Here is a 24,117-nt window from a genome sequence, read left to right as displayed (position 1 = left end):
CGCCCGTTGCTACGGTGCCGAACCTGACGATGTATCAGTTCCCGTCCGTCGGTCTGGTCTGCCGGGAGGCCCGCATGCGTGCCCTGATCGCCGCCGCGACCGGTGTGGCCGTCGCGCTCGCCCTGGTCCTGACGATCACGGCGGTGGGCTCACCGACGGGCGAGACGTCCCCGAAACCGCTGCTGACGACGGTGCCCGCACACCCGTAACCGCCCGGGAAGGAGGCCGAGATGCGCCGCAAGGCCAGTCTGATCCTGCTCGCCCTCGCCGTGTTCTTCGCGACGATGTCCCCGCTGCTGCGCTGGTACGCCTTCCCGCGCCTGGCCAAGATCCCGGCGAACCAGTACCAGGACATGGTCCTGGAGGCGAAGGACGCCACTCTCCTCGACTACGGCACGATGAAGGCCAGGAAGGTCCCCGAGGTCACCATGGTGCAGACCCTCAAGGGCAACGTGGAGGCCTCCGAGAAGATCGAGAAGACGGCGGGCAAGGACGTCGTGGTGTGGGACGGCCTGTCCTACGTCCAGGGCCCCGACGGCAAGATGGTCTCCAAGATCCCCGAGCGCTACATCTTCGACGCCCACACCCAGGAGCCCGTCCACGCCACGGGTGAGATGGTCGACGGCGACCCGGTGACCCGGGAGGGCATCGAGTTCAAGTGGCCCTTCCTGACGGAGAAACGGGACTACGAGTACTTCGACGCGCAGGCCCGCGTCACGGCCCCCATCCACTACGAGGGCACCCAGAACTTCCGCGGCGTGGAGGTCTACTACTTCGAGCAGACCATTCCTTGGACCAAGGTGCCGATGCCCAAGGTCATGCCCGTGGCCGGCATCACCCCCGAATCGGTCGCCAAGACCGGCACGACCCGCTGGTACACCACGGTCCGCAAGTTCTGGGTCGAACCCCTGACCGGCGCCCCGGTCTACGGCGAGGAGATCCACAAGGAGGAACTGCGCGGCGGCAGCCTGCTCGGCGGCCGCGAGAAGGTGACGGCGTTCGCGGGGCACGTGAAGATGCGCGAGGACTACATCGAGTACACGGTCGACATGGTCAACTCCAACCGCACCCTGGTCCTGCTGCTGACGTCGTACCTGCCGTGGGGCTTCCTGACCCTGGGCGTCCTGCTCGCGTCCCTCTCCCTCTACCTGGAGGCCCGCGGCCGCCGTCCCGGCGACCCGGCCCCCGAGGCCGCGGAGCCGCAGCCGGTCACCGCCTGAGCCGGGCGGTGGTGTGCCGCGTCGGCGCGGCGCCGGCCGGGTCCTCGGGCCACGGATGCTTCGGATACCGGCCGCGCAGCTCCGCCCGTACGCCCTTGTAGCCCTCCTTCCAGAAGGAGGCGAGGTCGGCGGTGACGGCGGCCGGACGGCCGGCGGGGGAGAGCAGATGCACGAGCAGCGGCACCTCCGCCACCCGGGGCGACTCCTGCAATCCGAACATCTCCTGCAACTTCACCGCGAGAACCGGCTGTTCGGGATTGCCGTAGTCGATCCGGATCCTGGACCCACTGGGTACGGCGATCCGCTCCGGGGCGAGCTCGTCGAGCCGCCCGGCCTCCCCCGAAGCCCAGGGCAGCAGCCGGGTGAGCCCTGCCCCGGCGTCGATCCGGGCGAGGTCGGCACGCCGCCGGGCCCGCCCCAGCTCGGGCTCCAGCCACTCGTCCACGCGCGCGTGCAGAGCGTCGTCACCGACATCGGGCCACGGCTCCCCGCGGTGCAGGCGCAGAAAGGCGAGCCGCTGCCGCAGTACGACCGCGTCCGCCGACCACCGCAGCAGCCCGAGCCCTTCCTGCCGCAGCCCTTCAAGAAGCGCCTCCCGTACGAGAGAGGCGTCCGCGTTCTTGAGCGGCCGCACCGCCAGCTCGACCGCCCCCAGCCGCTCCACCCGCCGCGCGACGACGTCCCCGTCGCCCCAGTGCACCTCGTCCCGCTCCTCGGTGAACGCCCCGGCGGCGAGCCGGGCGACCTCCTCGTCGACGACGGCGCCGAGCTGCACGCGCGCGTGCCCCTTGCCGACGGGGCGGTCGGCGACGGCGACCGCGATCCACTCAGCGCCACGGAGGGCGGTGCCCCCGCCGGCCTCGGCGCGGGTGCCGGAGACCATCAGGTAGGAGCCGCTGTCGGCCTTGGCCACACGCTCGGGGAACGCGAGGGCGGCGACGAGCCCGACGACGCTGTCCTCCCCGTAGCCACCGGCACCCGGCGAAGCCTGGGAAATGTCTTTGACGACGGCCCGCAGACGCCGTACCTCCGCCCGCCACCGCGCCCCGTAGGCGTCACCTCCACGCCGAGCGGCCCGCAAAGCAGCGGCCAGGTCGTCCCCGTACTCCCGCGGAGCCTCCTCGCTCAGGAGCGCGACCACTTCCGCGGCCGGCTGCACCCCCACCGACGCGGCCCCGTCCAGCAACGCCCGCCCCAGCCGGGGGTGCAGCCCCAGTCGGGCCAGGCGCGACCCCCGTTCAGTGGCCCGCCCGGCGGAGTCCACCGCGCCGATCGCCGACAACACCCCTCGCGCCGCCGCCATGGCGCCCGCCGGCGGCGGATCCAGCAGCGCCAGCCCAGTGGCCTCAGGATCGCCCCAGCACGCCGTCTGGAGCGCGAACGCCGTCAGGTCGGCCACTTTGATCTCCGGCGACGGGAACCGCGTCAGACGGGCGTCCTCCGCCTCCGTCCAGCACCGGTACACCGAGCCTGGCGCCTCACGCCCGGCACGCCCCGCCCGCTGCCGCCCCGCCGCCCGCGAGGCCCGTACCGTCGCCAGCGCGCTCAGCCCGCGCGCGTGGTCGACCCGCGGCTCCCGGGCCAGCCCGGAGTCGACGACCACCCGCACACCGGGAACCGTCAGCGACGACTCGGCCACCGAGGTCGCCAGCACCACCCGCCGCCGCTGCCCGGCGGCCAGCACCGCGTCCTGCACGGCCGCCGAAGCCCGCCCGTGCACCTGAAGTGCATCCACCCCGCCGAGATCGCCCAGCTGCCCCGCGACCCGTGCGATCTCGCCCACCCCCGGCAGGAAACACAGCACGTCCCCCTCCCGCTCGGCCAGCGCCCGCCGCACCACCGCCGCCACATGCGTCAGCAGCGCGGGATCGACCCGCATCCCGTGCGGCGGCCGTACGGGACGTACCGGCGGTGCCCACACCACCTCCACGGGATACGACACCCCCGCCGCCTCGACCACCGGCGCCCCGCCCAACAGCCGCGCCCACCCCTGCGCGTCGGTCGTCGCCGACGCGGCCACCAGCCGCAGCTCCGGCCGCAGGGTCTCGCGCACGTCGCACAGGAAGGCAGCCGTCGTGTCCGCGTCCAGATGCCGTTCGTGGCACTCGTCGAGCACCGCCACGTCGACCCCGGACAGCTCCTGGTCCCGCTGCAAGCGCTGCAACAGCACACCGGTCGTGACGACCTCCACGCGCGCGTGCCGCCCGACGACCCGCTCGCCGCGCACCGTGTACCCGACGCTCTCGCCGACCTTCTCGCCGAGCAGCCACGCCATCCGCCGGGCCGCCGCCCGTGCCGCGATCCGCCGCGGCTCCGCGACGACCACCCGCCGCTTGGGCCCCTCGCCCAGCAGCCCCGCCAGCGCCAGCGGCACCAGCGTCGTCTTGCCGGTGCCGGGCGGCGCGACGAGGACGGCGGTGCCGTGGCCCTCCAGGGCGTCGTGCAGACCGGGCAGGGCACCGCGTACGGGCAGGGCGTCCAGGGCGTCGTAACGGATCACGCGCTCAGTCTCGTACGCACACGAAGATCGCCGTCCCCGGGATGAGATTCCCGCGCAGCGGCGACCAGCCGCCCCACTCGGTGGTGTTCCAGGCCGGCCACTCCGGCTCGACCAGGTCCACCAGGCGGAAGCCCGCCGTCACGATGTCGCGCACGCGGTCGCCGAGCGTCCTGTGGTGCTCGACGTAGACCGCGCCGCCGCCCTCTTCCTGCTCGACGTAGGGCGTGCGGTCGAAGTACGAGGCGGACACGCTCAGCCCCTCGGGTCCCGGCTCGTCCGGGAAGGCCCAGCGGATCGGGTGCGTCACGGAGAACACGAAGCGGCCCCCCGGCCGCAGCACCCGCCGCACCTCCCGCAGCACCAGCACCGGATCCGCCACGAACGGCAGCGCCCCGTACGCCGAGCACGCCAGGTCGAAGGAGCCGTCCGCGAAGGGCAGGGCACCGGCGTCGGCGCACACCAGCGGGAAGGCGGAGCCGATGCGCAGGGCGTGCTGGAGCTGGCGGTGGGACAGGTCCAGGGCGACCGGGCGGGCGCCCCGGGCGGCCAGCCAGCGCGCGCACTGGGCCGCGCCGGCGCCGATCTCCAGGATGTCCTTGCCCTTGAGGTCCTCCGGCGGGCCGAGCAACTCGGCCTCCACCTCGTCGAGGCCCTCGGGGCACCACACGAAGCGGTCGTCGCCGAGGAACGTGCCATGCTCGATCTGATATTCGTCCGCGTTGCGGTCCCACCAGCCCCGGTTGGCCCGGGCGCTCTCCGTGACATCGGAGTCACGTCGGGTGGCCTGCGGCTCGAAGGCCGGCTCGGACGATACGGGCTCTTGGATGATCGGCTCCCTCGTCGTACTCTTCCGCCACCTCAGCGGCGCTGCCCCTCACGATGACGCCAAAAGAGGGACGTCTTGCGGCCCGTGTGGCCTCCCGAGACAGGACTTGTGCCGGGAATGCGGCGATCCGCCCCGGGTGTGCGCCTTCGCGCATTGACCCTGTCCGGCTGCCCCCGTATGCTACAAGTTGCGCTGCGGGCCTGCGCACCTCAGACGTAGCAGGCTGCGCTCGCATCTGTATGTATGTCCCCTCGGTTGTCGAGGCGCCCACCAGGTTTGTGCGGCGCTTCCTTGGCTGTCCGGCTTCTGCAGAGCGAAACGGGCTCCCGGCGTAAAGCAGTACCTACGACTTCAATGTCCGTACCGGAGCCCTTTCCCACATGACGAGCAGCACCGAGACCACCGCCACCACCCCGCAGGTAGCGGTCAACGACATCGGTAACGAGGAAGCTTTCCTCGCCGCGATCGACGAGACGATCAAGTACTTCAACGACGGCGACATCGTCGACGGCGTCATCGTGAAGGTCGACCGGGACGAGGTCCTGCTCGACATCGGTTACAAGACCGAAGGTGTGATCCCGAGCCGCGAGCTCTCGATCAAGCACGACGTCGACCCGAACGAGGTCGTCGCCGTCGGTGACGAGATCGAGGCCCTTGTCCTTCAGAAGGAGGACAAGGAAGGCCGCCTGATCCTCTCGAAGAAGCGCGCCCAGTACGAGCGTGCCTGGGGCACCATCGAGAAGATCAAGGAAGAGGACGGGATCGTCACCGGTACCGTCATCGAGGTCGTCAAGGGTGGACTCATCCTCGACATCGGCCTCCGTGGCTTCCTGCCGGCTTCTCTCGTCGAGATGCGCCGTGTCCGCGACCTCCAGCCCTACGTGGGCAAGGAGCTCGAGGCGAAGATCATCGAGCTGGACAAGAACCGCAACAACGTGGTCCTGTCCCGCCGCGCCTGGCTCGAGCAGACCCAGTCCGAGGTGCGCCAGACGTTCCTCACCACCCTGCAGAAGGGCCAGGTCCGCTCCGGCGTCGTCTCTTCGATCGTCAACTTCGGTGCGTTCGTGGACCTGGGTGGCGTCGACGGTCTGGTCCATGTCTCCGAGCTTTCCTGGAAGCACATCGACCACCCGTCCGAGGTTGTCGAGGTCGGCCAGGAAGTCACCGTCGAGGTTCTCGACGTCGACATGGACCGCGAGCGTGTCTCCCTGTCGCTGAAGGCGACCCAGGAAGACCCGTGGCAGCAGTTCGCCCGGACCCACCAGATCGGCCAGGTCGTGCCCGGCAAGGTCACGAAGCTGGTTCCGTTCGGTGCGTTCGTCCGCGTGGACGAGGGCATCGAGGGTCTGGTCCACATCTCCGAGCTGGCCGAGCGCCACGTGGAGATCCCGGAGCAGGTCGTCCAGGTCAACGACGAGATCTTCGTCAAGGTCATCGACATCGACCTCGAGCGCCGTCGCATCAGCCTCTCGCTGAAGCAGGCCAACGAGTCCTTCGGTGCCGACCCGGCCTCGGTCGAGTTCGACCCGACGCTGTACGGCATGGCCGCGTCGTACGACGACCAGGGCAACTACATCTACCCCGAGGGCTTCGACCCCGAGACCAACGACTGGCTCGAGGGCTACGAGACCCAGCGCGAGGCTTGGGAGCACCAGTACGCCGAGGCGCAGACCCGCTTCGAGCAGCACCAGCAGCAGGTCATCAAGTCCCGCGAGGCGGACGAGAAGGCCGCTGCCGAGGGTGGCGGCGAAACCGTGGGTGCGGCTCCGGCCGCGTCCGGTGGTGGCGGCGGCGGTTCGTACTCCTCCGAGGGTGCGGACAACTCCGGTGCGCTGGCCTCGGACGAGGCGCTGGCAGCACTGCGTGAGAAGCTGGCCGGCGGCCAGAGCTGATCACTGAGCGGTAACGCTTGAATCGAAGGCCCGCATCCTGGGGATGCGGGCCTTCGGCGTTGTAGAAACGTGTGGGATACACAGTTGTAGAAACGTGTGGGTTACACGAGTAATCGATGGGTCGTAACCGGCCATTGGGAGGCTTCCCCGGTCATTCATGATCGGAGAGGGGAGCCGGACACATGGCACGGACTCAGAGCGGCCCGGGCACCAATCGGCGGGCGTTCCTGCGCAACGTCGGTCTCACCAGCGGCGCCGGCACCATGTTCGCCACCATGGGAGCCCTCGGACTCGCCCCCACCGCCCAGGCCGCCCAGCGCGAACAGCCCTTCCGCGCCCTGGGCGCGAGCGACTTCACGCTCACCGGGCGCGGCGCCGCCAAGGTGGTCGTCATCGGCGGCGGCATCGCCGGGCTGACCACCGCGTACGAACTCGGCAAGGCGGGCTACGACTGTACGGTCCTGGAAGCCAGAGACCGCACCGGCGGCCGCAACTTCACCGTGCGCGGCGGCGACACCACGACCGACCTCTACGGCAACACGCAGACCGCCCGATTCGCCGCCGGCCACTACATGAACGCCGGCCCCGCACGCATCCCGCAGTGGATGGTCACCCTCGACTACTGCCGTGAACTCGGCGTCCCCATCGAGGCGTTCACCAACGTCAACGCCGACGCGTACATCTACAACGAGTCGGCCGGAATGACGAAGCCCATGCGCTATCGCACCGCGAAGGCCGATGTCTACGGCTATGTCTCCGAGTTGCTCGCCAAGGCCACCGACAAGGGCGCGCTCGACAAGGAGTTGACGGCCAGTGACCAGGAGCAGCTCGTCGAGTTCCTCCAGGACTGGGGTGAACTCGGCGACAAGCTGACGTACGAGGGCGGGGAGCGGCGCGGATACTCCGCGGTGCCCGCCGCGGCTGGGACGCCCGGCGTGATGCTCGGTGACATCCCCGCCGCCTCCGAGGTCTTCGCCAGCGGCGTCGGACGCTACTTCTCCTTCGAGTTCGGCTTCGACCAGGCCATGCTGATGTTCCAGCCGGTCGGTGGCATGGACCAGATACCGAAGGCGCTCACGCGGGCGATCGGCGCCCGCCGTGTGCGGACCGGGGCGGCGGTTTCGAAGATCACCGACACCGGGAGCGGCGTCTTGGTCACGTACACCCAGGGCGGCCGTACGAAGGTCGTCGACGCCGACTACTGCGTCGCCGCGCTGCCGCCCAACATCCTCGCCAAGGTGCCGCACAACCTGGGCTCCGACGTGCAAGGCGCGCTGAAGGCGATCACACCGTCGTCCGCGGCGAAGATCGGCCTGGAGTACAGGTCCCGCTGGTGGGAGCTCGATCACCGCATCTACGGCGGCATCACCGAGACCGACCAGGACGTCACCCACATCTGGCACCCGTCGTACGGCTTCCACGGCGAACGCGGCGTCGTGATCGGCTACTACAACTACGACGACGACGCGGAGAGCTACGCCAAGCTCAGCCTCAAGGGGCGCGAGGAGCGGGCGGTGGCCGCGGGCGTGAAGATCTTCGGCGAGAAGTACCGCACCGAACTCGCCTCCTCCTTCTCGCACCACTGGCGCCAGACACCCCACTTCGAAGCCGCCTGGCACGACACGCCCGGCGGCCCCGACGACGTCCGCTACAAGCCGCTGAACGAACCCACCGGGCGGGTCTACTTCGCCGGCGACTGGCTCAGCTACACGGATGCCTGGCAGCACGGGGCGTTCACCTCCGCGCGCAAGGCGGTGACCGCGGTCCACGCGCGCGTGCTGGCGTCGTGACCGGTGACGCTTCGGTGTGACGCATGAAGAGCCAGTGAGAGGTGGCTGATCAGGGGCGTGGGCCGGGAATGCCCACGTCCCGCACCGCGTTGTGCAGTACGAACACGAGGAGGAGCGGTCACAGTGCTTGATCCGCAGGGTTTGTACGCATGGGAGCCGAAGGGCCTCGCCGTGGTCGACATGGCGCTCGCCCAGGAGTCGGCCGGTCTTGTCATGCTCTACCACTTCGACGGATACATCGACGCGGGCGAGACCGGCGACCAGATCGTCGACCGGCTGCTCGACTCGCTGCCCCACCAAGTCGTCGCCCGGTTCGATCACGACCGGCTGGTGGACTACCGTGCCCGCCGTCCGTTGCTGACGTTCAAGCGCGACCGCTGGGACGACTACGAGGAGCCCACCCTCGAGGTGCGGCTCGTCCAGGACGCCACCGGAGCGCCCTTCCTGCTGCTGTCCGGCCCCGAGCCGGACGTGGAGTGGGAACGCTTCGCCGCGGCCGTCCAGCAGATCGTGGAGCGCCTCGGCGTCCGCCTCTCGGTGAGCTTCAGCGGCATCCCCATGGGCGTGCCGCACACCCGCCCGGTGGGCCTCACCCCGCACGGCAACCGCAACGATCTCGTCCCCGGCCACCGCAGCCCCTTCGAGGAGGCCCAGGTGCCCGGCAGCGCCGAGTCCCTGGTCGAATACCGCCTCATGGAGGCCGGACACGACGTCCTGGGCGTCGCCGCGCACGTGCCGCACTACATCGCCCGCTCTCCGTACCCGGACGCGGCGCTGACCGTCCTGGAGGCCATCACGGGGGCGACCGGACTGGTCCTGCCCGGGATCGCGCACTCCCTGCGCACGGACGCCCACCGCACGCAGACCGAGATCGACCGGCAGATCCAGGAGGGCGACGAGGAACTCGTCGCGCTCGTCCAGGGGCTCGAGCACCAGTACGACGCCGCCGCGGGCGCCGAGACCCGGGGCAACATGCTCGCCGAGCCCGTCGAGATCCCGTCGGCGGACGAGATCGGGCTCGAGTTCGAGCGGTTCCTGGCGGAGCGGGAGGGCGACGGCTAGGGCTTCGCCCGGCTTCCGCCGGGTGGAGGCTTCCCCCGGCTCGTGCCGGGGGGCTTCCTGGCTCCCGCAGGGTGCGTTGTCGGTGGCAGGCCCTAAGCTTCGGCCCATGCTGAAAGTGGGCCTGACCGGTGGGATCGGTGCCGGCAAGAGCGAGGTGTCGCGGCTGCTCGTCGAGTGCGGTGCCGTGCTGATCGACGCGGACCGCATCGCGCGTGAGGTCGTCGCGCCGGGGACGCCCGGCCTCGCCGCGGTCGTCGAGGCCTTCGGTACGGAGGTCCTCGCCGCCGACGGCAGCCTGGACCGGCCCAGACTCGGCTCGATCGTCTTCGCCGACCCTGCAAAGCTCGCCGTCCTGAACTCGATCGTGCACCCCTTGGTGGGCGCCCGCTCCCGTGAGCTCGAATCCGCCGCCGCCGAGGACGCCGTGGTCGTCCACGACGTCCCGCTCCTGGCGGAGAACGCTCTCGCCTCGCTGTACGACGTCGTGGTCGTCGTCGACGCGAGCCCCGAGACCCAGCTGGACCGGCTCGTCAGGCTGCGCGGCATGACCGAGCAGGACGCCCGCGCGCGTATGGCCGCCCAGGCGACACGCGAGAAGCGCCTGGAGATCGCGGACATCGTCATCGACAACGACGTACCCCTGGAAGAGCTGCGGCGGCGCGTGCGGGAGGTATGGGCCGATCTCGTGCGCCGAGCCCACGCGCCCCAGGAACCGCCTCGGGCATCCCAGGAATAGCGGCCCCCGGTCCGGGCGTTGAACTCTTCGAGTGAGGGAAGGACTTTGCCGTGCCCGAGATCAGCGGATCGACCGGACGTACTCCGGAGACGCATGTCATCGACTTCCGCGCCGCCGAGCAGCTGCTCGCCGCGCGGGACCCGCGGGGCGCGGTGAAGCTGCTCGACTCGGTCGTCGCCGCGCATCCCGAGAACACCGCCGCACGGCTGCTGCGCGCGCGGTCCTTCTTCGCCGCCGCGCAACTGAGGCCCGCCGAGCTGGAATTCACCATCGTCCTGGAGCGGGAGCCGGACAACGCGTTCGCCCACTTCGCGCTCGCCCGGACCTACGAACGCCAGGGCCGGCCCGACGAGGCCCGGCGCCATTTCCGCCTGGCGGCCGCGCTGGATCCGAAGCCGGAGTTCCTGAAGGCGGCGCGCTTCGAGTCGTGAGCCGAAGCCACAGCACGCTTCGTCTCGTGAGCCGAAGGCAGCTCGTCCCGTGAGCCCGGCCGGACAGGTCCTCAGCGGCGGCGCGTCTCCGGGGGCCGGTACGGCGGGACGTCGGGGCCCGGCTGGTAGTGCGGACCCTGATGGATGTGCCGCAGGATCAGGGCCATGTCGACGCCGACCACCAGCAGCAGCACCCCGCAGGCGGTCGCCCACCCGGGGCGCCCGGCGAGGGCGAAGGCGACGGTGCCGAAGACCGCCCAGACCAGCCCCCACATGCTCAGCCAGAAACGCACACGCAGTGCACTGCGCGCGGTCCTCGGTTCACTGCCCGTACGCACCCTGATCACTACTCCTGCTTGCAACGTACTCTTCGGTGTGGACGCCCTCCAAACGGTCCGCAGAGGAGGTTCAGCGCGTGCTTCCCGATGCCGATGAGCTGGCCGAGGTGCTCCTCGACCTGGCGGTGCCGCACGAAGACATCAACGAACTCGTACGGATGGGCAGACGGGTGACCGACGACCCGGAGTTGCTGCGGTGCCTGGAGAGCGCCGTGGAGGAGCTCGTCCGGGGCATGGGGGAGCCGCGCGGCATGATCGACCTGCCCGATCTCGATTGGGCCGCGGGCGCCATGCGGCGCTGCTTCCCCGCGTACGTGTTCGTGGCGGCGCTGCCCCACATCCGCGCCTACCACCAGGCGCGTGGCATCCCTGCCGATGTCTCCCGGCTCACCCTCGCCGACCTCGGGCGGAACATGGCCGTGTACCGCAGACGCCACGGCAGGGCAGGGGTGCAGGCCCCGCGGTGGCTCACCCACCATTTCCGGGGCGAGCTGTACCAGTTGGGCCGGCTGCAGTTCGAGCGGGCGCGGCACGGGGAGCGTACGGCGCGGGTGCTCGCGGAGGCCGGGCTGGACGTAGCCCCCGGCACGCCCTGTCTGAACCTGCACATCCCCGACTTCCTCGGCCCGCTGTCACCGGCCGCCTGCGACCGCTCGCTGGCGCTGGCCCGCGAGTTCTTCATGCGGCACTACCCCGAGGAGAGGTACCGGGCCGTCCTCTGCCACTCCTGGCTGCTCGACCCCCAACTGAAGCGGTACCTGCCCGAGGAATCCAACGTCATCCGGTTCCAGGAGCGCTTCCGGGTCGCCCGTGAGGACACGGAGCCGTCAGACACGGAACCGGTCCAGTTCGTGTTCGGAGACCCGGAGCTGCCGATCGAGCGCCTGCCGCGGCGCACGCGCGTGGAGCGGGCCGTCGGTGACCATCTGCGGGCCGGCGGCCACTGGTACATCGGGCACGGCTGGTTCCCGCTGTGACCATGGCCGACTACTGCTGTAGCCACGGCCGGCTCCCGCTGTAGCCCACGGCTGGTTCCCGCTGTAGCCATGGCTGGTTCTGCCGTAACTCGGACGGGTGAACCGGGGGCGAGTGGGAACGGGCGGGCGCGGGCGGTCCGTTGGACGGGCATGGAGCTGAAAATGCGAGTGGGACATCAGGGGACGGGACCCGGGCCGATCACGCCGGACGGCTGCGCTGTCGAGGTCTATTCACGGCTGTCCGTGGGGGACGCACCGGAGATCATCGCCGCGGCCGTTCCGGCGGGCGCGCGCATCCTGGAACTGGGCTGCGGCGTGGGGCGCATGACCCACGCGCTGGTGGAGCGGGGGTTCACGGTCACGGCGGTGGACGAGTCCGCCGAGATGCTGGAGCGCGTCCGCGGAGCGCGCACGATACGCAGCACGATCGAGGACCTCGACCTCGGCGAGAGGTTCGACGTGGTGATGCTCGCGTCGTTCCTCGTGCACACCGGCGACGTCCAGGAGCGGCAGGCACTGCTGAGCACGTGTGCACGGCACGTCGCGGAGGACGGCTGCGTGCTCATCCAGCGCGAGGGCGAGGACTACCACACCGACCTGCCGCGCGAGCACGTCGACACGAGCGGCTACACCGTGCGGATCGTGTCGGCGGAGCCGGTGGGAGACGGCGTCAACTCGGTGCGCGCGGAGTACGAGTTCCCGGACGCGACCTGGACCCAGACGTTCCTGGCCCGTCCGCTGACGAAGGAGCAGTTCGAGGAGGCGCTGGCGGAGGCGGGGCTGCGGGTGGACCGGTATCTCACGGAGGACCGAGTCTGGGTGCGGGCCGTTCCCGTGGCCTAGAACGGGCCGGAGCAAGCGAGTTGTCGGGCGGCGAGTTGTCGGGGCGGCGATGAGTTTGGGAGGGAGCATCGGTCTACCTCTGTGAAAGCACCCCGGACCGCTTCGCACAGGAGACCCTCATGTCCGAGAACACCGTCCCCGTCGGCTCCGCCTCTTCCGCCGCCTTCCGCCCCGTCGTCGCCGAGTCCAGCAGCGCCCGCGGTCGCCGCGCCCGGATAGCGCTGCGCACTCTCCAGGTGGTGCTCGCCCTCTTCTTCGTGATCGCGAGCGCGCTGCCCAAGCTGATCGCGCACTCCTCGGCCGTCGAGGCCTTCGACACGATCGGCTGGGGCAGCGCGGGGATGTACACGATCGGCGCCCTCGAACTGGCCGGAGGCGTCGCGCTGTTGATCCCGGTGCTGCAGTCGGTGGCGGCGATGGCGCTCAGTGCGCTGATGGTGGGCGCGTTCGTCGTCGTCCTCACCTCCTTCGACGGAGAGAACGCGGCGACACCGCTGATCCTGATCGTGCCCCTCGCCCTGATCGCCTGGGTGCGGCGGGACCACAACGCTCGGCTGCTGCGGCTGGTGCGACGAGGGGCGTGACCGTGCCGCGCGGGTGACGGCGGTGGTGTCCGGGCCGGCTCTTCGCCCCGGGCGCCACCGCCGTCACCCGCGTCCGCGCGATCAGCGTTCCTCCGGGCGGCTTCCTCCCATGAGCCCCCGCAGGCGTTCCATCTCGCGGCGGTCGCGCTTGGTCGGGCGGCCCAGGCCGCGGTCGCGGATACCGGCGGGGGCGACGGCCTCGCGGGGCGGGGGTGGCGGGCTGTTGTCGACGTAACACTGCGCGGCGACCGGGGCGCCGACCCGCTTGCGGATCAGGCGCTTGACGATGACGACCCGCTCCCGGCCCTCCTGCCGTACCCGCACCTCGTCGCCGATGCGCACGGAGTAGGCGGGCTTCACTCGCTCGCCGTTCACCCGTACATGGCCGCCCCGGCAGGCGGTGGCTCCCATGGAACGGGTCTTGACCAGCCGGACCGCCCAGATCCAGCTGTCGAGGCGTACGGTCTCGCCGTTCTTCACGCCGGCCGCCTCGGCGGCGGCCACCGCAGCGGCGATCTTGGGGTCGGGATCCGGGCCCTTGGGGTCGGCCTCTCGGCCGGTCCCCTCGGCTTCGGTCCGTTCCGCGTGGGACCGTTCCGCGCCGGTCCGTTCCGCGCGGGTCCCGGCGGTGTCGGAACCGGCGGGATCGCTGGTCCTGGCCGTGCTGGCCGTACTGGCCGTACTGCCCGTACTGGCCGTCCCGCCCGTCCCGCCTGTCTTGTCCTCGTCCGCGTGCTCCACAGCCATGCCTCCGACCCTATGCCCATGCCGGGCAGGCCGGGCGGGGATTTCCGGGCCGCCCGGCACCGGGCGAGTCCGGCCCTTCCGTAGCCTTCCGTACGGTGGAGGCATGGACACCACCAGCGGGCATGTCGGCGATGCCGGCGAGGTCGGCCAGGTAGGCCTCGCCGGCCTGGACGAGCGGATCGCGGGCTGCCGGGCCTGTCCGCGGCTGGTCGACTGGCGCGAGGAGGTGGCCCGTACCAAGCGTGCCGCCTTCGCCGACTGGACGTACTGGGGCCGGCCGGTGCCCGGGTTCGGACCGCCGGACGCCCGTCTGCTGATCGTCGGCCTCGCCCCGGCCGCGCACGGCGGGAACCGCACCGGCCGGACGTTCACCGGCGACCGCTCCGGAGATGTCCTGTACGAGGCGCTGTACGACGTCGGACTCGCCTCGCAGCCCACCTCGGTCCATGCCGACGACGGCCTGGAACTGCACGGCGTACGCGTCACCTCACCCGTGCACTGCGCTCCGCCCGCCAACAAGCCCACCCCCGAGGAGCGGGACACCTGCCGGCCCTGGCTCGTCCAGGAGCTGAACCTGCTGCGGCCGACGCTGCGGGCCGTGGTCGTGCTCGGCGCCTTCGGCTGGCAGGCCGCGCTGCCCGCGTTCGCCCAGGCGGGCTGGAGTGTGCCCCGGCCGCGCCCCGCTTTCGCGCACGGCGCACAGGTGTCGCTCGACGGACTCGACCTCTTCGGCTGCTTCCACGTCAGCCAGCGCAACACCTTCACCGGCCGGCTCACGCCCGCGATGCTGCGGGACGTACTGCGGACGGCGGCGCGGGCGGCGGGGCTGCCGGCATCGTCGTAGGGAGACCCCAGGCCACAAGGTCGTAGGGAGACAGGCAGGTCAAGGTCGTAGGGAGACCTGCCGGGCACAGGGTCGTAGGGGAACCTCCGGGCACAAGTACGTGGCCCGCCGGAGACGTTCAGGCAGGCTCGGCCTCGCCGAACAACTGCCGTACCGTCGAACGGTAGTTGGTCCGCACGTGGGCGAGCGCATGCGCCCGCGCCCGCTCCGGGTCGCCGGAAGCGATGGCCTCGTACAACTCGCGGTGTTCCACGAGGAGTTGGGGCCATTCCTCGTTGCGCCGGGTCATCCAGCGCAGGCGGCCGGCGACCGGTTCCAGGGCGGCGATCAGCAGGCTGTTGCCCGCCATGGCCACGATGCGGTCGTGGAGGCGGCTGTTGATGTCGGTGATCGCCTCCGCGTCCCCCGCCTCGGTCGCGGTGGCCGCGAGGGCCAGGAGATCCTCGACCTCGGCCAGGTCCTCGGGAGTCGCGTTGGCCGCGGCGAGTCCGGCGGCGTAGACCTCCAGCGCCTCGCGCAGCTCGAAGAGCTCCTTGACGTCGTTCGGGGTGAGCCGGCGCACGACCGTGCGGCGCGGGGTCTCGAAGTGGACGAATCCCTCGGCGACGAGGGCGCGGATCGCCTCGCGGACCGGTACCCGGGAGACCCCGAAGCGCTCGGCCAGCTCCCGCTCGACCAGCCGGTCGCCGGGGCGGAGGCGGCCCGCGATGATCTCCTGTCGCAGGGTCGCCAGTACGCGCTCGCGCACCGCGCCGAGGGGTTCGATCTTCGTGATGGAGCTCATGGGCCCATCTTCGCCGACTCCCGGGGTGTTTTACGGAGCGTTAACAACAGCGACATCGGCCGGAACGGTTGACGGGAGGAGCATGACCGCAGTTTGGTATACCAAACGCGCTCCTCCTCCTCCTCCTCCTCCTCCTCCGTCCCCTGGTTGCTCATGGAGGCTCCCCGTGTCCCTCGCCGACCGTGCCGAAGCCACCGGCACAGCAGCGTTCGTCCCCGACCCCCGGCTTACCAACGAAGACCTCGCGCCCGCGGGCAAGCGCAACTGGAAGGTCTTCGACCTCTTCGCCATGTGGATGTCCGACGTCCACAACCTCGGCAACTACACCTTCGCGGCGGGCCTGCTCTTCCTCGGCATGAACGTCTGGCAGGTCTTCACCTCGCTGCTCGTCGGCTTCGTGATCATCTACATCGGGATGAACATGATGGGCCGCATCGGGCAGCGCACCGGCGTCCCCTTCCCGGTCGTCAGCCGTATCGCCTTCGGCGTCTGGGGAGCCAACATCCCCGCCCTGATCAGGGCCGTCATCGCCATCATGTGGTACGGCATCCAGACGTACCTCGCCTCCGTCGCCGTCAACGTGATGCTGCTGGCGGCCTGGCCCGGCCTGGAGTCCTGGACGCACAACTCGTTCCTCGGACTCGACGCGCTCGGCTGGGTGTCGTTCGTGGCGCTGTGGCTGGTCCAGGCGGCGATCATGAGCCAGGGCATGGAATCCATCCGGAAGTTCCAGGACTTCTGCGGCCCGGCCATCTGGGTCGTGATGATCGCGCTGGCCGTCTGGATCCTGGCCAAGGCGGGCTGGACCATCTCGCTCACCTCCACCCCTCACCCGGTCTCCGTCGGTGAGCAGTGGCGCCAGTGGTTCGGCGCGGTCGGCCTGATCCTCGCCACCTACGGCACGCTGATGCTCAACTTCTGCGACTTCTCCCGCTTCGCGCCCGGCTACAAGACCGTCCGGCGCGGCAACTTCTGGGGCCTGCCGGTCAACTCGACGGCCTTCGTGATCGTGTCGGTCATCGTCACGGCGGGCGCGTACGAGGTGTTCGGCAAGGAGATCACCGACCCCGCCTACCTCGTCGCCGAGATCGGCAACACCTGGGTGCTGGTGCTGGGCGCGCTGACCTTCGCCATCGCCACCATGGGCGTCAACATCGTCGCCAACTTCGTCTCACCGGCGTACGACCTGGCCAACGTCTGGCCGCAGAAGATCACCTTCAAGATCGGCGGCATGATCAGCACGGTGGTGGCGCTGCTGGTGACCCCGTGGAACCTCTTCTCCAACCCCACGGTGGTCAACTACTTCCTCGGCGGCCTCGGTGCCTTCCTCGGCCCGCTGTTCGGCGTGATCATGGTCGACTACTACTGGGTCAAGCGCGGCCGCATCGACGTGGACGAACTGTTCAACGCCCAGCCCGGCTCCCGCTACCACTACCGCAAGGGCGTCAACCCCAAGGCGCTGTGGGCGTTCCTGCCGGCGGCGGCGGTCGCGGCGGTGCTCGCGCTGGTGAAGGCGTTCAGCGATGTCGCGCCGTACTCCTGGTTCATCGGCACGGCGCTGGCCGCCGGGCTGTACGTGGCGCTGTGCCGCGCCGAGCGCACGGCCGGCGCCGCGGCCGTCGCCGAGAAGCCCGTGGAGGTCTGAGAGACGTGCGGATCGTCGTCACCAACTGCAACACCACGCAGGAGATGACCGAAGAGATCGTACGAGGTGCCCGGGCCGCGGCAGGCCCGGGCACCACCGTGACCGGGCTGACCCCGGCCTGGGGACCCGAGTCGGCGGAGGGCTGGCTCGACAGCTACCTGTCGGCCGCGGCGGTCCTCGACCTGCTGCGGACCTACGAGGGGCCGCCGTACGACGCCGTGGTCATGGCCGGCTTCGGGGAGCACGGACGCGAAGGCGTGCGGGAGCTGGTGGACGTACCCGTCGTCGACATCACCGAGGCCGCGGCCCACCTGGCGTGCCTGCTCGGGCGGCGATACGGCGTGGTGACGACTCTGGAGCGGTCGTGCGGCCAGATCGAGGACAGCCTGGAGCTGGCGGGGGTGGGCCGCAACTGCGCGGCGGTGGTCGGGACGGGGCTGAGCGTCCTCGACCTGGGCGACGCGGACCGTACGGAGGCGGCGTTCCTGACGGCCGCCGAGCAGGCCTGTCGCGCCGGGGCCGAGGTGCTGGTACTGGGCTGCGCCGGGATGACCGGGTTACAGCGGGCCGTGGGGGAGAAGCTGGGGCTTCCGGTCGTCGACGGGGTCGCGGGGGCGGTGAAGCTCGCGGAATCCCTGGTCGCGCTGGGACTGACGACGAGCCGGGCGGGGAGCTACGCGAAGCCGGTGCCGAAGGGGCGGGTGTGGGGGCGGCCGGCGGGGTGAGGGTGACCGGGTCTCAAGGCTCGGGTCTCAAGGCTCGGGTCTCAGGGTGATGAGGATGCCTACGGCTGCCGTACGTACCGCACATCCTTTTCGCTGTCCGGGATGACTGCCGTTGCCGTGATCTCCACCAACTGCCCCGGATATCCGAGGCAGGCCACACCGAGGAGCGTCGACGAGTGCGGGCCGGCGCTGAGTCCGGACGCCTCGACGACGTCCCACACGGCGGAGAGCACCGCGGGTTCACCGCTCACGACATACACGTCGGTCGTCACGACGTCCCCCAAGCCACTGCCGACGACGCGCAGTTGCTCACCAAGGTTCGCGAGCACCTGCTCGGCCTGCCGCACCGGATCTCCTTCGCCGACCAACTGCCCCTCGGCGTCCAGGGGGACGGCCCCGGCCAGGAAGGCGAGCTTCGTGCCGGCCTCGACGACGGAGGCGTGGGAGTAAGTGGGCGGCGGGAAGAGGGAGGGGGCGGTGACACGCTGGATCATGACGGCTCCTGGGGCGGGTGGCGGGCAACCCGCCGATCATCCGGGCATCGAGCCTTGCCCGCATCCGAATTCCCCGGGCCCGCCTCACGAGACCTGTGTTCAGCGAGGCTCGGACACAATTGCGTAGAGCTACGACACACGGCTGCCTACGCTGCACTCATGTCCTCCCACACCACCACCCCCTCCCTCCCCGACCCCGACTTCCTCGACGCCACCGCCGATCGCCTCGCCGCCCTCCCCACCGTCCAGGCCGTTGCCCTCGGAGGCTCCCGTGCACAGGGCACCCACCAGCCCGACAGTGACTGGGACCTGGCCGTCTATTACCGCGGCCCCTTCGACCCCGCCGACCTCCGCGCCCTCGGCTGGGAGGGCGAGGTCTCCGAGGTCGGCGGCTGGGGTGGCGGGGTGTTCAACGGGGGTGCGTGGCTGACGATCGACGGGCGGCGGGTGGACGTGCACTACCGGGATCTCGACGTGGTCGAGCGGGAGTTGGCGGAGGCGGAGGAGGGGCGCTTCCGGGTGGAACCGCTGCTCTTCCACCTCGCGGGGATTCCCAGCTACTTGGTGGTCGCGGAGTTGGCGATCAACCGGGTGCTGCGGGGTGAACTCCCGTGCCCGGCCGGCTATCCCGAGAAGCTTCGCGTCTCCGCAGCCGAGCGCTGGCGGGGAACCGCCCTCGCCACCCTCGCGTACGCCAGGGCCAACCACGCCCCGGCAGGCCGTCTCACGGAGGTCGCCGGCGCTATCGCCACGGCTGCCGTGCAGGCCGCGCACGGTGTGCTCGCGGCTCGGGGGGAGTGGGTGACGAACGAGAAGCGGTTGCTGGAGCGGGCAGGGCTGCGGGGCGTTGACGACGTCGTCGCGAGCCTTGGGAGGGACCGCGAGGGGCTGGGGCGGTCGGTCACCGAGGCCGAGGCACTGTGGGAAAGGCGGTAGTCCGCCGGCATGCGTCAGCCTTGAGCGGCGTACGAGACGAAGTCGGTCCAGGTCGCGGGAGAGAGAGCGAGTTGCGGGCTCTGCTCGTCCTTCGAGTCCCGGACGTGGACCGTGGCAGGCGTGAGGGCGACCTCCACGCAGTCGTCGCCCTGCGAGCCTGCGAGCGCAGTTTCGCATACCGCTGCTGGAGGAGGCTGATCTCTTGTCCGGTGTCTCCAGCAACCGAATCAGCCCGCCCAGCCCCGCATGCACGGGCGCCCACAACGGCATGACCTGCACCTCCACATTCCAGTGCCGGTCGATCACATCCAGCAAGTGATCCAGTTGCTCCCGCATGACCTCCTCCCCGCCCGTGCCCCGCTTCAGCACCGCCTCCTCGAGCTCCTGCCGGGCCAGCCGCGCCGTAACCCGCTCGTTGAGCTCCTCCTCGTCCGGAATCGGCGGCACGCTCAGTGACATGGCCCGTGCATACGCCTCGGTCTGCAAGAGGCCAGGCACCACGCGGCATTCGTACGAGTACAGGCTGATCGCCGTCTCCTCCAGCCTCGCCCATTGCCTGAACCACGCCGCAATCCCCGGTCGTCGCACGAGATAAGGCGCAGCCTTGAGCAACGCCCCGAAGTTCCCCAACGCCTCATCCGCCCGCTCAACGAACGCCGGATCCGGCATCCGCCGTCCCAACTCCACAGAGGCCACGGTGTGTTTGGAGTAGCGGACCAGATCACCCAACTCCGCCCGGCTCAGTCCCGCGTGCTCCCGCAACGCCTGGACCACCGCCCCGAACGTCCGCAGACTGTCCGAGGACTCGGGCTCGCCGCCCGTGCCCGTCCCCATCGTGCTGTCCGCCACCATCGGCAACCTCCTGCGCACCCGCCCCGCTGCACACATCGAACCTGCTCATGGTTACGAACCGTCACCGATACTGTCCAGTGCGTGACCGCGTACGCTGCCGCAGCGTACGCGGTACACGCCGGTGAGCCGGTGCTCAAGCGTTTCAAGACGGTGCGCGCCGAGTTCGCTCCTTCCCGTGCGAGCCGCCGGTCAGACGCGACGCCCCCTCGGCACCAGCACAGCGTCCTCGCCGTACACCTCGCGGAGCGCACCGCACGCCTTGTTCGTGCCCGACGTGGGGTCGGGCCGCCGTTCCGGACAGGCCCACGCCCAGTAGTGCGACTTGCCGTTGCCCTTGCCCTTGGCGCTGTATTTCCTGAGCTCCATGTCGACGTGGCACTTGGGACAGCGCACCGGGCGCGAGAACTCCTCGGCGTGCTCGTGCTCCAGGAGGGAACGGGCGAAGCGGGAGCCGCGGAAGCGGACCATGACCTCGCGCCGCGCGCCGCCTCCCGTGGGAGTGGAAAGGGTGTTGAGGCTGCCGAGGAAGGTCGTCCGGTCGTCCACGACCAGGATCTTCTGGTGCATGGTGCGGATACGGACCACCCGGCTCACGGCCGCGATCAGTTCGGGCAGCCGCCGCTGGGCGTCCTGCGCGGTCCGGGGATCGTGCAGTTGCTGCCGCAGCCCCTTGTCGGAGTCCTCGACCACGAACACGACGACGTGTACGCCCCGTTGACGCGCCGCGTGCAGATGGGGGAGGACCTCCCACAGGCGCTTGTAGTACCACGGTGCCCACAGCCACACGGTGTGCCGGGCACTGTCGATCGCTTCGAGTGCGGCGGGGAAGTAACTGTGTTCGTCGTAGATCGCGTCCCATCGCACATGGCCGTCGAACGCCTGCCAGATCTCGTGCTGGACAGGCGTGAACTCCTCGGGCACGTCCAGCTCGTCGAGGCCCAGCAACTGGGCCGCCCGTACGCCCAGGACGCGCCGCTCCGGGCCGGGCGTGGCCAGCTCGCGCACATGAGCGAGGACCGTGCCGTGATCCGCGCGGGATATGGCGGCCCAGGAAGCGATGATGTAAACGCGTCGCCTGGCCCTGGTCGCCCCGACGTTGAACAAACGGGCGCCGTCCCGATTGAAGGCGTCGGCGTCGTCCATCCGCCCCTTGACGGTCCAGCCGGGACGCCGACCGTCCTCGACGAGGTCGAGGACCACCACGTCGAACTCGCGTCCCTGGAAGCGGTGGGCCGTACCCACCTCGACCGCCGGTGAGCGGTTCAGGCTGTCCTGATCGGCCAGCCAGTCATGAGTGATGTCCGCTTGTGCCTTGTAAGGAGTCACGATGCCCACGGACTCACCCTGGTCACGGTGGCGCTCGGCCAGCGCCTGCGCGATCACGCTGCCCACGGTCCACCAGCGGCCCGTTCCCTTCCTGGGCGTACGGACGAGACCGAGTCCGCCGTCGTCGAGCTGATCCGTGGTGATCAACACGATCTCGGGATCCGTGTCTCGATCCCGTGCGGCCACTGCGGACACGAGCCGCGGACCGTCCGCGCGATCGCTGCCGTATGCGATGCGGTTGACCAGCTCCGTCACGTCCGGGCCGAAGCGGTGCGTGGTCAGCAGCGCCGCGCAACCGTGGTGTGCCCGGGCCTCGTCCGGTGTACGGATGCCCACGAGTTCGAAGCAGTCGCGCGTCAGCCAGCGGGCGAGGTGCTCCTCCTTGGGTGTCCGCTTGTGCTTGACGGCACCCAACTGGCAGAAGTCGCCCAGCAGTACGGCTGTTTCCTCGGCCTTGGCGACTGCCACGACGATGTCCGGCAGCGCCGCTGCCGCTGCCTCGTCCACCAGGACCACGTCGTAGGGTCCCTCGGCCACCGTCTTGTGGATGCGCGTCCGGGCCAGAGTGGTCGCCACGACACGGGCCCCGCGGATGATGTCCGGCTCGGCCCGTGCCCGCAACCGGTCCAGTTCCTTGAGGAGTTGCTCATGGCGCCGCTCCAGGCCTCGGCACTGCTCGACGAACGGCTCGGCCTCCCGCGTCAGCCTCCGCCTCTCCTCGTCGAGTCCGGGCAGACCCGCTCGCCCCGCCGCGTCGACCGTGGCCCGGTCGTCCGGTGAGGGGCGCGGGTACCGCTCCTGGGCCGTGGCGAGTTCGGCGGCCGCCCCTGCCAGCTCGCGTTTCTCGGCCGACAGCCGCGTGAGCGCGTTGCCTTCCTCCTTGCGCGCCAGTTCCACGGCGTCAATGTGGCGTGCCACCCGGGCCTCGTCGACAGGGCGGGCGGCCGCGCGCGCCGCCTGGATCTGCGGCTGAAGGAGGCTGTGCTGCCGCTCGTACTGCGCCACCGCCTGGGATGCCGAGGCGCCGACCTGCTGCCAGTCGGTGTCCAGGGCCGAGACCAGTCGGCCGAGCTCATTGCGACGCGCCTTGGTGCGGCGCCGGGCACGTAGACCCTTCTCCTGCTCCAGTGCGCCGAGTTCGAGTCGGGCCTCACTCAGCCGGCGCTCGGCGCTGCGGGCAGCGGACTGGGCTTGAAGGGTCTCGCTCTCCATGCCGTCGAGGACACTCCGCAGCCGCGCCGCCTCGTCGAGCAGCGCTCGCTGCGGGGCAAGGGCCTCCAGCGCCTCCAGGCGCTGGCGCGTGACGGCGGCACAACGGTCGTGGACATCTGCGGCGGCGGTCACCGCCGTTCGTATGTCCTCGGTCTTCTCGGCGAGTTCGTCGAGAAGACGGCCGTTCGCCAGCCGCTGCCGAGCCTGGCGGTAGGCATCGGGGTCATAGCCGGAAAGGAGGTGGCCGAGGTCGCGGAGCCGGGTGAGCAGAGGCGAGTTCGTGAGCTCGATCAGCTCGGCCTCGGCTGCGGCACGCCTGCTCTCGGTCTCCTCCAAGCGCGCACGCACCAGCAACGGCAGCGACACCCGCGCGTCCTCGGCCACGGAAGCCAGATGGGCCGTGCCGACCCTGACCATCTCCCCGGGCTTCAGGCCTGCCCTGGTCCGGACGGCACCCTCGAGCGCGTTGTCCACGGCGATGTTCGTACCGGAGACCAGAAGCACCCGTTTGCCCCTGGTCACCAGATCGTCCAGCGCACGCTTGAGGACGGTCGTCTTGCCGGTGCCCGGCGGGCCCCAGACCATCCGGACGCCCGGGGTGGTGCAGGCCAGATAGGCCTGCGCCTGTGCTCCCTGGAGCACTCCTTCACACGCGGTGCTGGTGGGTGGAGCGACCGGGTCGAGACGGCCGGTGACAAGGCGCTCCGCGAGGCCGGGGTCACCCATCGCGGTCAGCGCCTCGTGGAGGGACCTCTCCAGAAAGTCAGGTGGACGGCCGATCGCCCACAGCCCGAGCCCGGTCCTCGGCGCGTGTGCGCCGACCTGGAGTTTCAGACGCTCCGGCTCCACCGTGTACGAGATCACCCGGTAGCTCGTGCCGTCGGTGCCCGGCGAGGCGGTCCGAGGTGCCAGACAGAGGTCTGTCAGGTCATCGGGGTTGACCGACCGCTCGTAGGTGGGCAGGGCGTACCAGCCGTCTTCGAGGTGGCTCACATCGCCGTGGTACTTGAACTTCCCCTCGGCAGAAGAGGATGAGGCAGCGGTCCGGTCGCCGAAGAGACGTGAGACGGCCTGTGTCATCTCTTCGAGCCAGCGCGCCATGCGGCCTCCCCGCTCTCCCCGCTCCCCCACTCCCCGCTCCCCGTGAGATGAGCATGATCGGTTTGCGGAGCATGGGATGTCCAGAGCGCATCGATGCATTGGCGCGATTGCGTTCATCGCGATTGCGTTCATAAAGAACCCACCCCTCCCGCGAACCGTCACATCTCTGAAATACGACGGTTCCATCGCCTCCAAGAACGCGATCTACCGTGGACACACAGCCCACAGCCCGGCCACCGTCGCCCGAAGGCA

The 24,117-nt window shown here is 70.3% G+C and carries 21 protein-coding genes and 2 pseudogenes; 14 read left to right on the top strand and 9 right to left on the bottom strand.

Going from position 1 to position 24,117, the window contains the following annotated elements:
* The first annotated feature begins 74 nt into the window (after nucleotides 1-74).
* On the top strand, nucleotides 75-209 hold the full coding sequence (locus AB0I77_RS12310) for an SPW_0924 family protein (RefSeq protein WP_363282418.1): 135 nt from the start codon (nucleotides 75-77) through the stop codon (nucleotides 207-209).
* A 21-nt stretch (nucleotides 210-230) separates the two neighbouring features.
* Complete coding sequence (locus AB0I77_RS12305) at nucleotides 231-1,220, top strand: DUF3068 domain-containing protein (protein WP_363282384.1); 990 nt, start codon at nucleotides 231-233, stop codon at nucleotides 1,218-1,220.
* Here the strand turns inward: AB0I77_RS12305 and hrpB are convergent.
* Entirely contained in the window at nucleotides 1,210-3,720 is a 2,511-nt protein-coding gene (gene hrpB / locus AB0I77_RS12300) for an ATP-dependent helicase HrpB (RefSeq protein WP_363282383.1), read from the bottom strand. The two genes, AB0I77_RS12305 and hrpB, sit on opposite strands and share 11 nt — an antisense overlap.
* 4 nt (nucleotides 3,721-3,724) lie before the next feature.
* Complete coding sequence (locus AB0I77_RS12295) at nucleotides 3,725-4,546, bottom strand: class I SAM-dependent methyltransferase (RefSeq protein WP_363282417.1); 822 nt, start codon at nucleotides 4,544-4,546, stop codon at nucleotides 3,725-3,727.
* A gap of 380 nt (nucleotides 4,547-4,926) precedes the next feature.
* Between AB0I77_RS12295 and rpsA the strand changes: the two genes are divergently transcribed.
* From rpsA to AB0I77_RS12270, 5 genes are all read left to right on the top strand, one after another.
* Nucleotides 4,927-6,438, top strand: a complete 1,512-nt coding sequence (gene rpsA, locus AB0I77_RS12290; protein WP_363282382.1) for a 30S ribosomal protein S1 — start codon at nucleotides 4,927-4,929, stop codon at nucleotides 6,436-6,438.
* A gap of 182 nt (nucleotides 6,439-6,620) precedes the next feature.
* Entirely contained in the window at nucleotides 6,621-8,228 is a 1,608-nt protein-coding gene (locus AB0I77_RS12285; RefSeq protein WP_363282381.1) for an NAD(P)/FAD-dependent oxidoreductase, read from the top strand.
* A 123-nt stretch (nucleotides 8,229-8,351) separates the two neighbouring features.
* Nucleotides 8,352-9,290: a PAC2 family protein gene (locus AB0I77_RS12280; protein ID WP_363282380.1), complete on the top strand. Its 939-nt coding sequence runs from the start codon at nucleotides 8,352-8,354 to the stop codon at nucleotides 9,288-9,290.
* Nucleotides 9,291-9,396: 106 nt separating this feature from the next.
* The gene (gene coaE, locus AB0I77_RS12275) at nucleotides 9,397-10,026 is read left to right on the top strand and encodes a dephospho-CoA kinase (RefSeq protein ID WP_363282378.1); all 630 of its coding nucleotides are present in this window, start codon (nucleotides 9,397-9,399) and stop codon (nucleotides 10,024-10,026) included.
* Between the two features lie 50 nt (nucleotides 10,027-10,076).
* The gene (locus AB0I77_RS12270; RefSeq protein ID WP_363282377.1) at nucleotides 10,077-10,457 is read left to right on the top strand and encodes a tetratricopeptide repeat protein; all 381 of its coding nucleotides are present in this window, start codon (nucleotides 10,077-10,079) and stop codon (nucleotides 10,455-10,457) included.
* Between the two features lie 71 nt (nucleotides 10,458-10,528).
* Here AB0I77_RS12270 and AB0I77_RS12265 read toward each other — a convergent pair whose 3' ends face one another.
* On the bottom strand, nucleotides 10,529-10,804 hold the full coding sequence (locus tag AB0I77_RS12265; RefSeq protein ID WP_363282376.1) for a DUF6343 family protein: 276 nt from the start codon (nucleotides 10,802-10,804) through the stop codon (nucleotides 10,529-10,531).
* A 68-nt stretch (nucleotides 10,805-10,872) separates the two neighbouring features.
* On the opposite strand from AB0I77_RS12265, the gene AB0I77_RS12260 reads away from it, so the two are divergent.
* The 3 genes from AB0I77_RS12260 (at nucleotide 10,873) to AB0I77_RS12250 (ending at nucleotide 13,199) form a co-directional block, all read left to right on the top strand.
* Nucleotides 10,873-11,772, top strand: coding sequence for an acyltransferase domain-containing protein (locus AB0I77_RS12260; RefSeq protein WP_363282375.1), 900 nt, complete (start codon nucleotides 10,873-10,875; stop codon nucleotides 11,770-11,772).
* A 162-nt stretch (nucleotides 11,773-11,934) separates the two neighbouring features.
* The gene (locus tag AB0I77_RS12255) at nucleotides 11,935-12,615 is read left to right on the top strand and encodes a class I SAM-dependent methyltransferase (RefSeq protein WP_363282374.1); all 681 of its coding nucleotides are present in this window, start codon (nucleotides 11,935-11,937) and stop codon (nucleotides 12,613-12,615) included.
* 119 nt (nucleotides 12,616-12,734) lie between these two features.
* The gene (locus AB0I77_RS12250; RefSeq protein WP_363282373.1) at nucleotides 12,735-13,199 is read left to right on the top strand and encodes a DoxX family protein; all 465 of its coding nucleotides are present in this window, start codon (nucleotides 12,735-12,737) and stop codon (nucleotides 13,197-13,199) included.
* Nucleotides 13,200-13,280: 81 nt separating this feature from the next.
* Here the strand turns inward: AB0I77_RS12250 and AB0I77_RS12245 are convergent, their stop codons facing one another.
* On the bottom strand, nucleotides 13,281-13,946 hold the full coding sequence (locus AB0I77_RS12245; RefSeq protein WP_363282372.1) for an RNA-binding S4 domain-containing protein: 666 nt from the start codon (nucleotides 13,944-13,946) through the stop codon (nucleotides 13,281-13,283).
* 103 nt (nucleotides 13,947-14,049) lie between these two features.
* Here AB0I77_RS12245 and AB0I77_RS12240 point away from each other — a divergent pair, with 103 nt between their 5' ends.
* Nucleotides 14,050-14,790 (top strand): uracil-DNA glycosylase, encoded by a 741-nt coding sequence (locus AB0I77_RS12240; protein WP_363282371.1) that lies wholly within the window; start codon nucleotides 14,050-14,052, stop codon nucleotides 14,788-14,790.
* Between the two features lie 118 nt (nucleotides 14,791-14,908).
* Here AB0I77_RS12240 and AB0I77_RS12235 read toward each other — a convergent pair whose 3' ends face one another.
* Nucleotides 14,909-15,574, bottom strand: coding sequence for a GntR family transcriptional regulator (locus tag AB0I77_RS12235; RefSeq protein ID WP_363282370.1), 666 nt, complete (start codon nucleotides 15,572-15,574; stop codon nucleotides 14,909-14,911).
* Between the two features lie 166 nt (nucleotides 15,575-15,740).
* Here AB0I77_RS12235 and AB0I77_RS12230 point away from each other — a divergent pair, with 166 nt between their 5' ends.
* Both AB0I77_RS12230 and AB0I77_RS12225 read left to right on the top strand, forming a co-directional pair.
* The gene (locus AB0I77_RS12230; RefSeq protein ID WP_363282368.1) at nucleotides 15,741-17,219 is read left to right on the top strand and encodes an NCS1 family nucleobase:cation symporter-1; all 1,479 of its coding nucleotides are present in this window, start codon (nucleotides 15,741-15,743) and stop codon (nucleotides 17,217-17,219) included.
* A gap of 5 nt (nucleotides 17,220-17,224) precedes the next feature.
* Nucleotides 17,225-17,944 (top strand): aspartate/glutamate racemase family protein, encoded by a 720-nt coding sequence (locus AB0I77_RS12225; protein WP_363282367.1) that lies wholly within the window; start codon nucleotides 17,225-17,227, stop codon nucleotides 17,942-17,944.
* Between the two features lie 59 nt (nucleotides 17,945-18,003).
* On the opposite strand, the gene AB0I77_RS12220 is transcribed toward AB0I77_RS12225, so the two are convergent.
* Complete coding sequence (locus AB0I77_RS12220) at nucleotides 18,004-18,438, bottom strand: Rid family hydrolase (protein ID WP_363282365.1); 435 nt, start codon at nucleotides 18,436-18,438, stop codon at nucleotides 18,004-18,006.
* Nucleotides 18,439-18,597: 159 nt separating this feature from the next.
* Here AB0I77_RS12220 and AB0I77_RS12215 point away from each other — a divergent pair, with 159 nt between their 5' ends.
* Nucleotides 18,598-19,374: a nucleotidyltransferase domain-containing protein gene (locus tag AB0I77_RS12215; RefSeq protein WP_363282364.1), complete on the top strand. Its 777-nt coding sequence runs from the start codon at nucleotides 18,598-18,600 to the stop codon at nucleotides 19,372-19,374.
* A gap of 14 nt (nucleotides 19,375-19,388) precedes the next feature.
* Here the strand turns inward: AB0I77_RS12215 and AB0I77_RS12210 are convergent.
* The 3 genes and pseudogenes from AB0I77_RS12210 to AB0I77_RS12200 form a co-directional block, all read right to left on the bottom strand.
* Nucleotides 19,389-19,535: pseudogene (locus AB0I77_RS12210) on the bottom strand (DUF397 domain-containing protein); the annotation flags it as partial.
* Nucleotides 19,532-20,226: pseudogene (locus tag AB0I77_RS12205) on the bottom strand (helix-turn-helix transcriptional regulator); the annotation flags it as partial. The pseudogenes AB0I77_RS12210 and AB0I77_RS12205, both read right to left, overlap by 4 nt.
* A gap of 189 nt (nucleotides 20,227-20,415) precedes the next feature.
* Nucleotides 20,416-23,757 (bottom strand): AAA domain-containing protein, encoded by a 3,342-nt coding sequence (locus tag AB0I77_RS12200; RefSeq protein WP_363282363.1) that lies wholly within the window; start codon nucleotides 23,755-23,757, stop codon nucleotides 20,416-20,418.
* Between the last annotated feature and the right edge of the window lie 360 nt (nucleotides 23,758-24,117).

This window comes from Streptomyces sp. NPDC050619 (genome assembly GCF_040654815.1).
Lineage (GTDB): Bacteria > Actinomycetota > Actinomycetes > Streptomycetales > Streptomycetaceae > Streptomyces.
The sequence above is the reverse complement of the archived record's forward strand: the minus strand, read 5'-3'. Positions and strand labels throughout refer to the sequence as shown.

What these genes read in the sequence shown, in the direction of transcription:
- AB0I77_RS12250 (WP_363282373.1), top strand. Translation starts at nt 12,735, where the DNA reads ATGTCCGAGAACACCGTCCCCGTCGGCTCCGCCTCTTCCGCCGCCTTC.
- AB0I77_RS12255 (WP_363282374.1), top strand. Translation starts at nt 11,935, where the DNA reads ATGCGAGTGGGACATCAGGGGACGGGACCCGGGCCGATCACGCCGGAC.
- AB0I77_RS12245 (WP_363282372.1), bottom strand. Translation starts at nt 13,946, where the DNA reads ATGGCTGTGGAGCACGCGGACGAGGACAAGACAGGCGGGACGGGCGGG.
- AB0I77_RS12235 (WP_363282370.1), bottom strand. Translation starts at nt 15,574, where the DNA reads ATGAGCTCCATCACGAAGATCGAACCCCTCGGCGCGGTGCGCGAGCGC.
- AB0I77_RS12220 (WP_363282365.1), bottom strand. Translation starts at nt 18,438, where the DNA reads ATGATCCAGCGTGTCACCGCCCCCTCCCTCTTCCCGCCGCCCACTTAC.
- rpsA (WP_363282382.1), top strand. Translation starts at nt 4,927, where the DNA reads ATGACGAGCAGCACCGAGACCACCGCCACCACCCCGCAGGTAGCGGTC.
- AB0I77_RS12240 (WP_363282371.1), top strand. Translation starts at nt 14,050, where the DNA reads ATGGACACCACCAGCGGGCATGTCGGCGATGCCGGCGAGGTCGGCCAG.
- AB0I77_RS12305 (WP_363282384.1), top strand. Translation starts at nt 231, where the DNA reads ATGCGCCGCAAGGCCAGTCTGATCCTGCTCGCCCTCGCCGTGTTCTTC.
- AB0I77_RS12310 (WP_363282418.1), top strand. Translation starts at nt 75, where the DNA reads ATGCGTGCCCTGATCGCCGCCGCGACCGGTGTGGCCGTCGCGCTCGCC.
- AB0I77_RS12285 (WP_363282381.1), top strand. Translation starts at nt 6,621, where the DNA reads ATGGCACGGACTCAGAGCGGCCCGGGCACCAATCGGCGGGCGTTCCTG.
- AB0I77_RS12215 (WP_363282364.1), top strand. Translation starts at nt 18,598, where the DNA reads ATGTCCTCCCACACCACCACCCCCTCCCTCCCCGACCCCGACTTCCTC.
- coaE (WP_363282378.1), top strand. Translation starts at nt 9,397, where the DNA reads ATGCTGAAAGTGGGCCTGACCGGTGGGATCGGTGCCGGCAAGAGCGAG.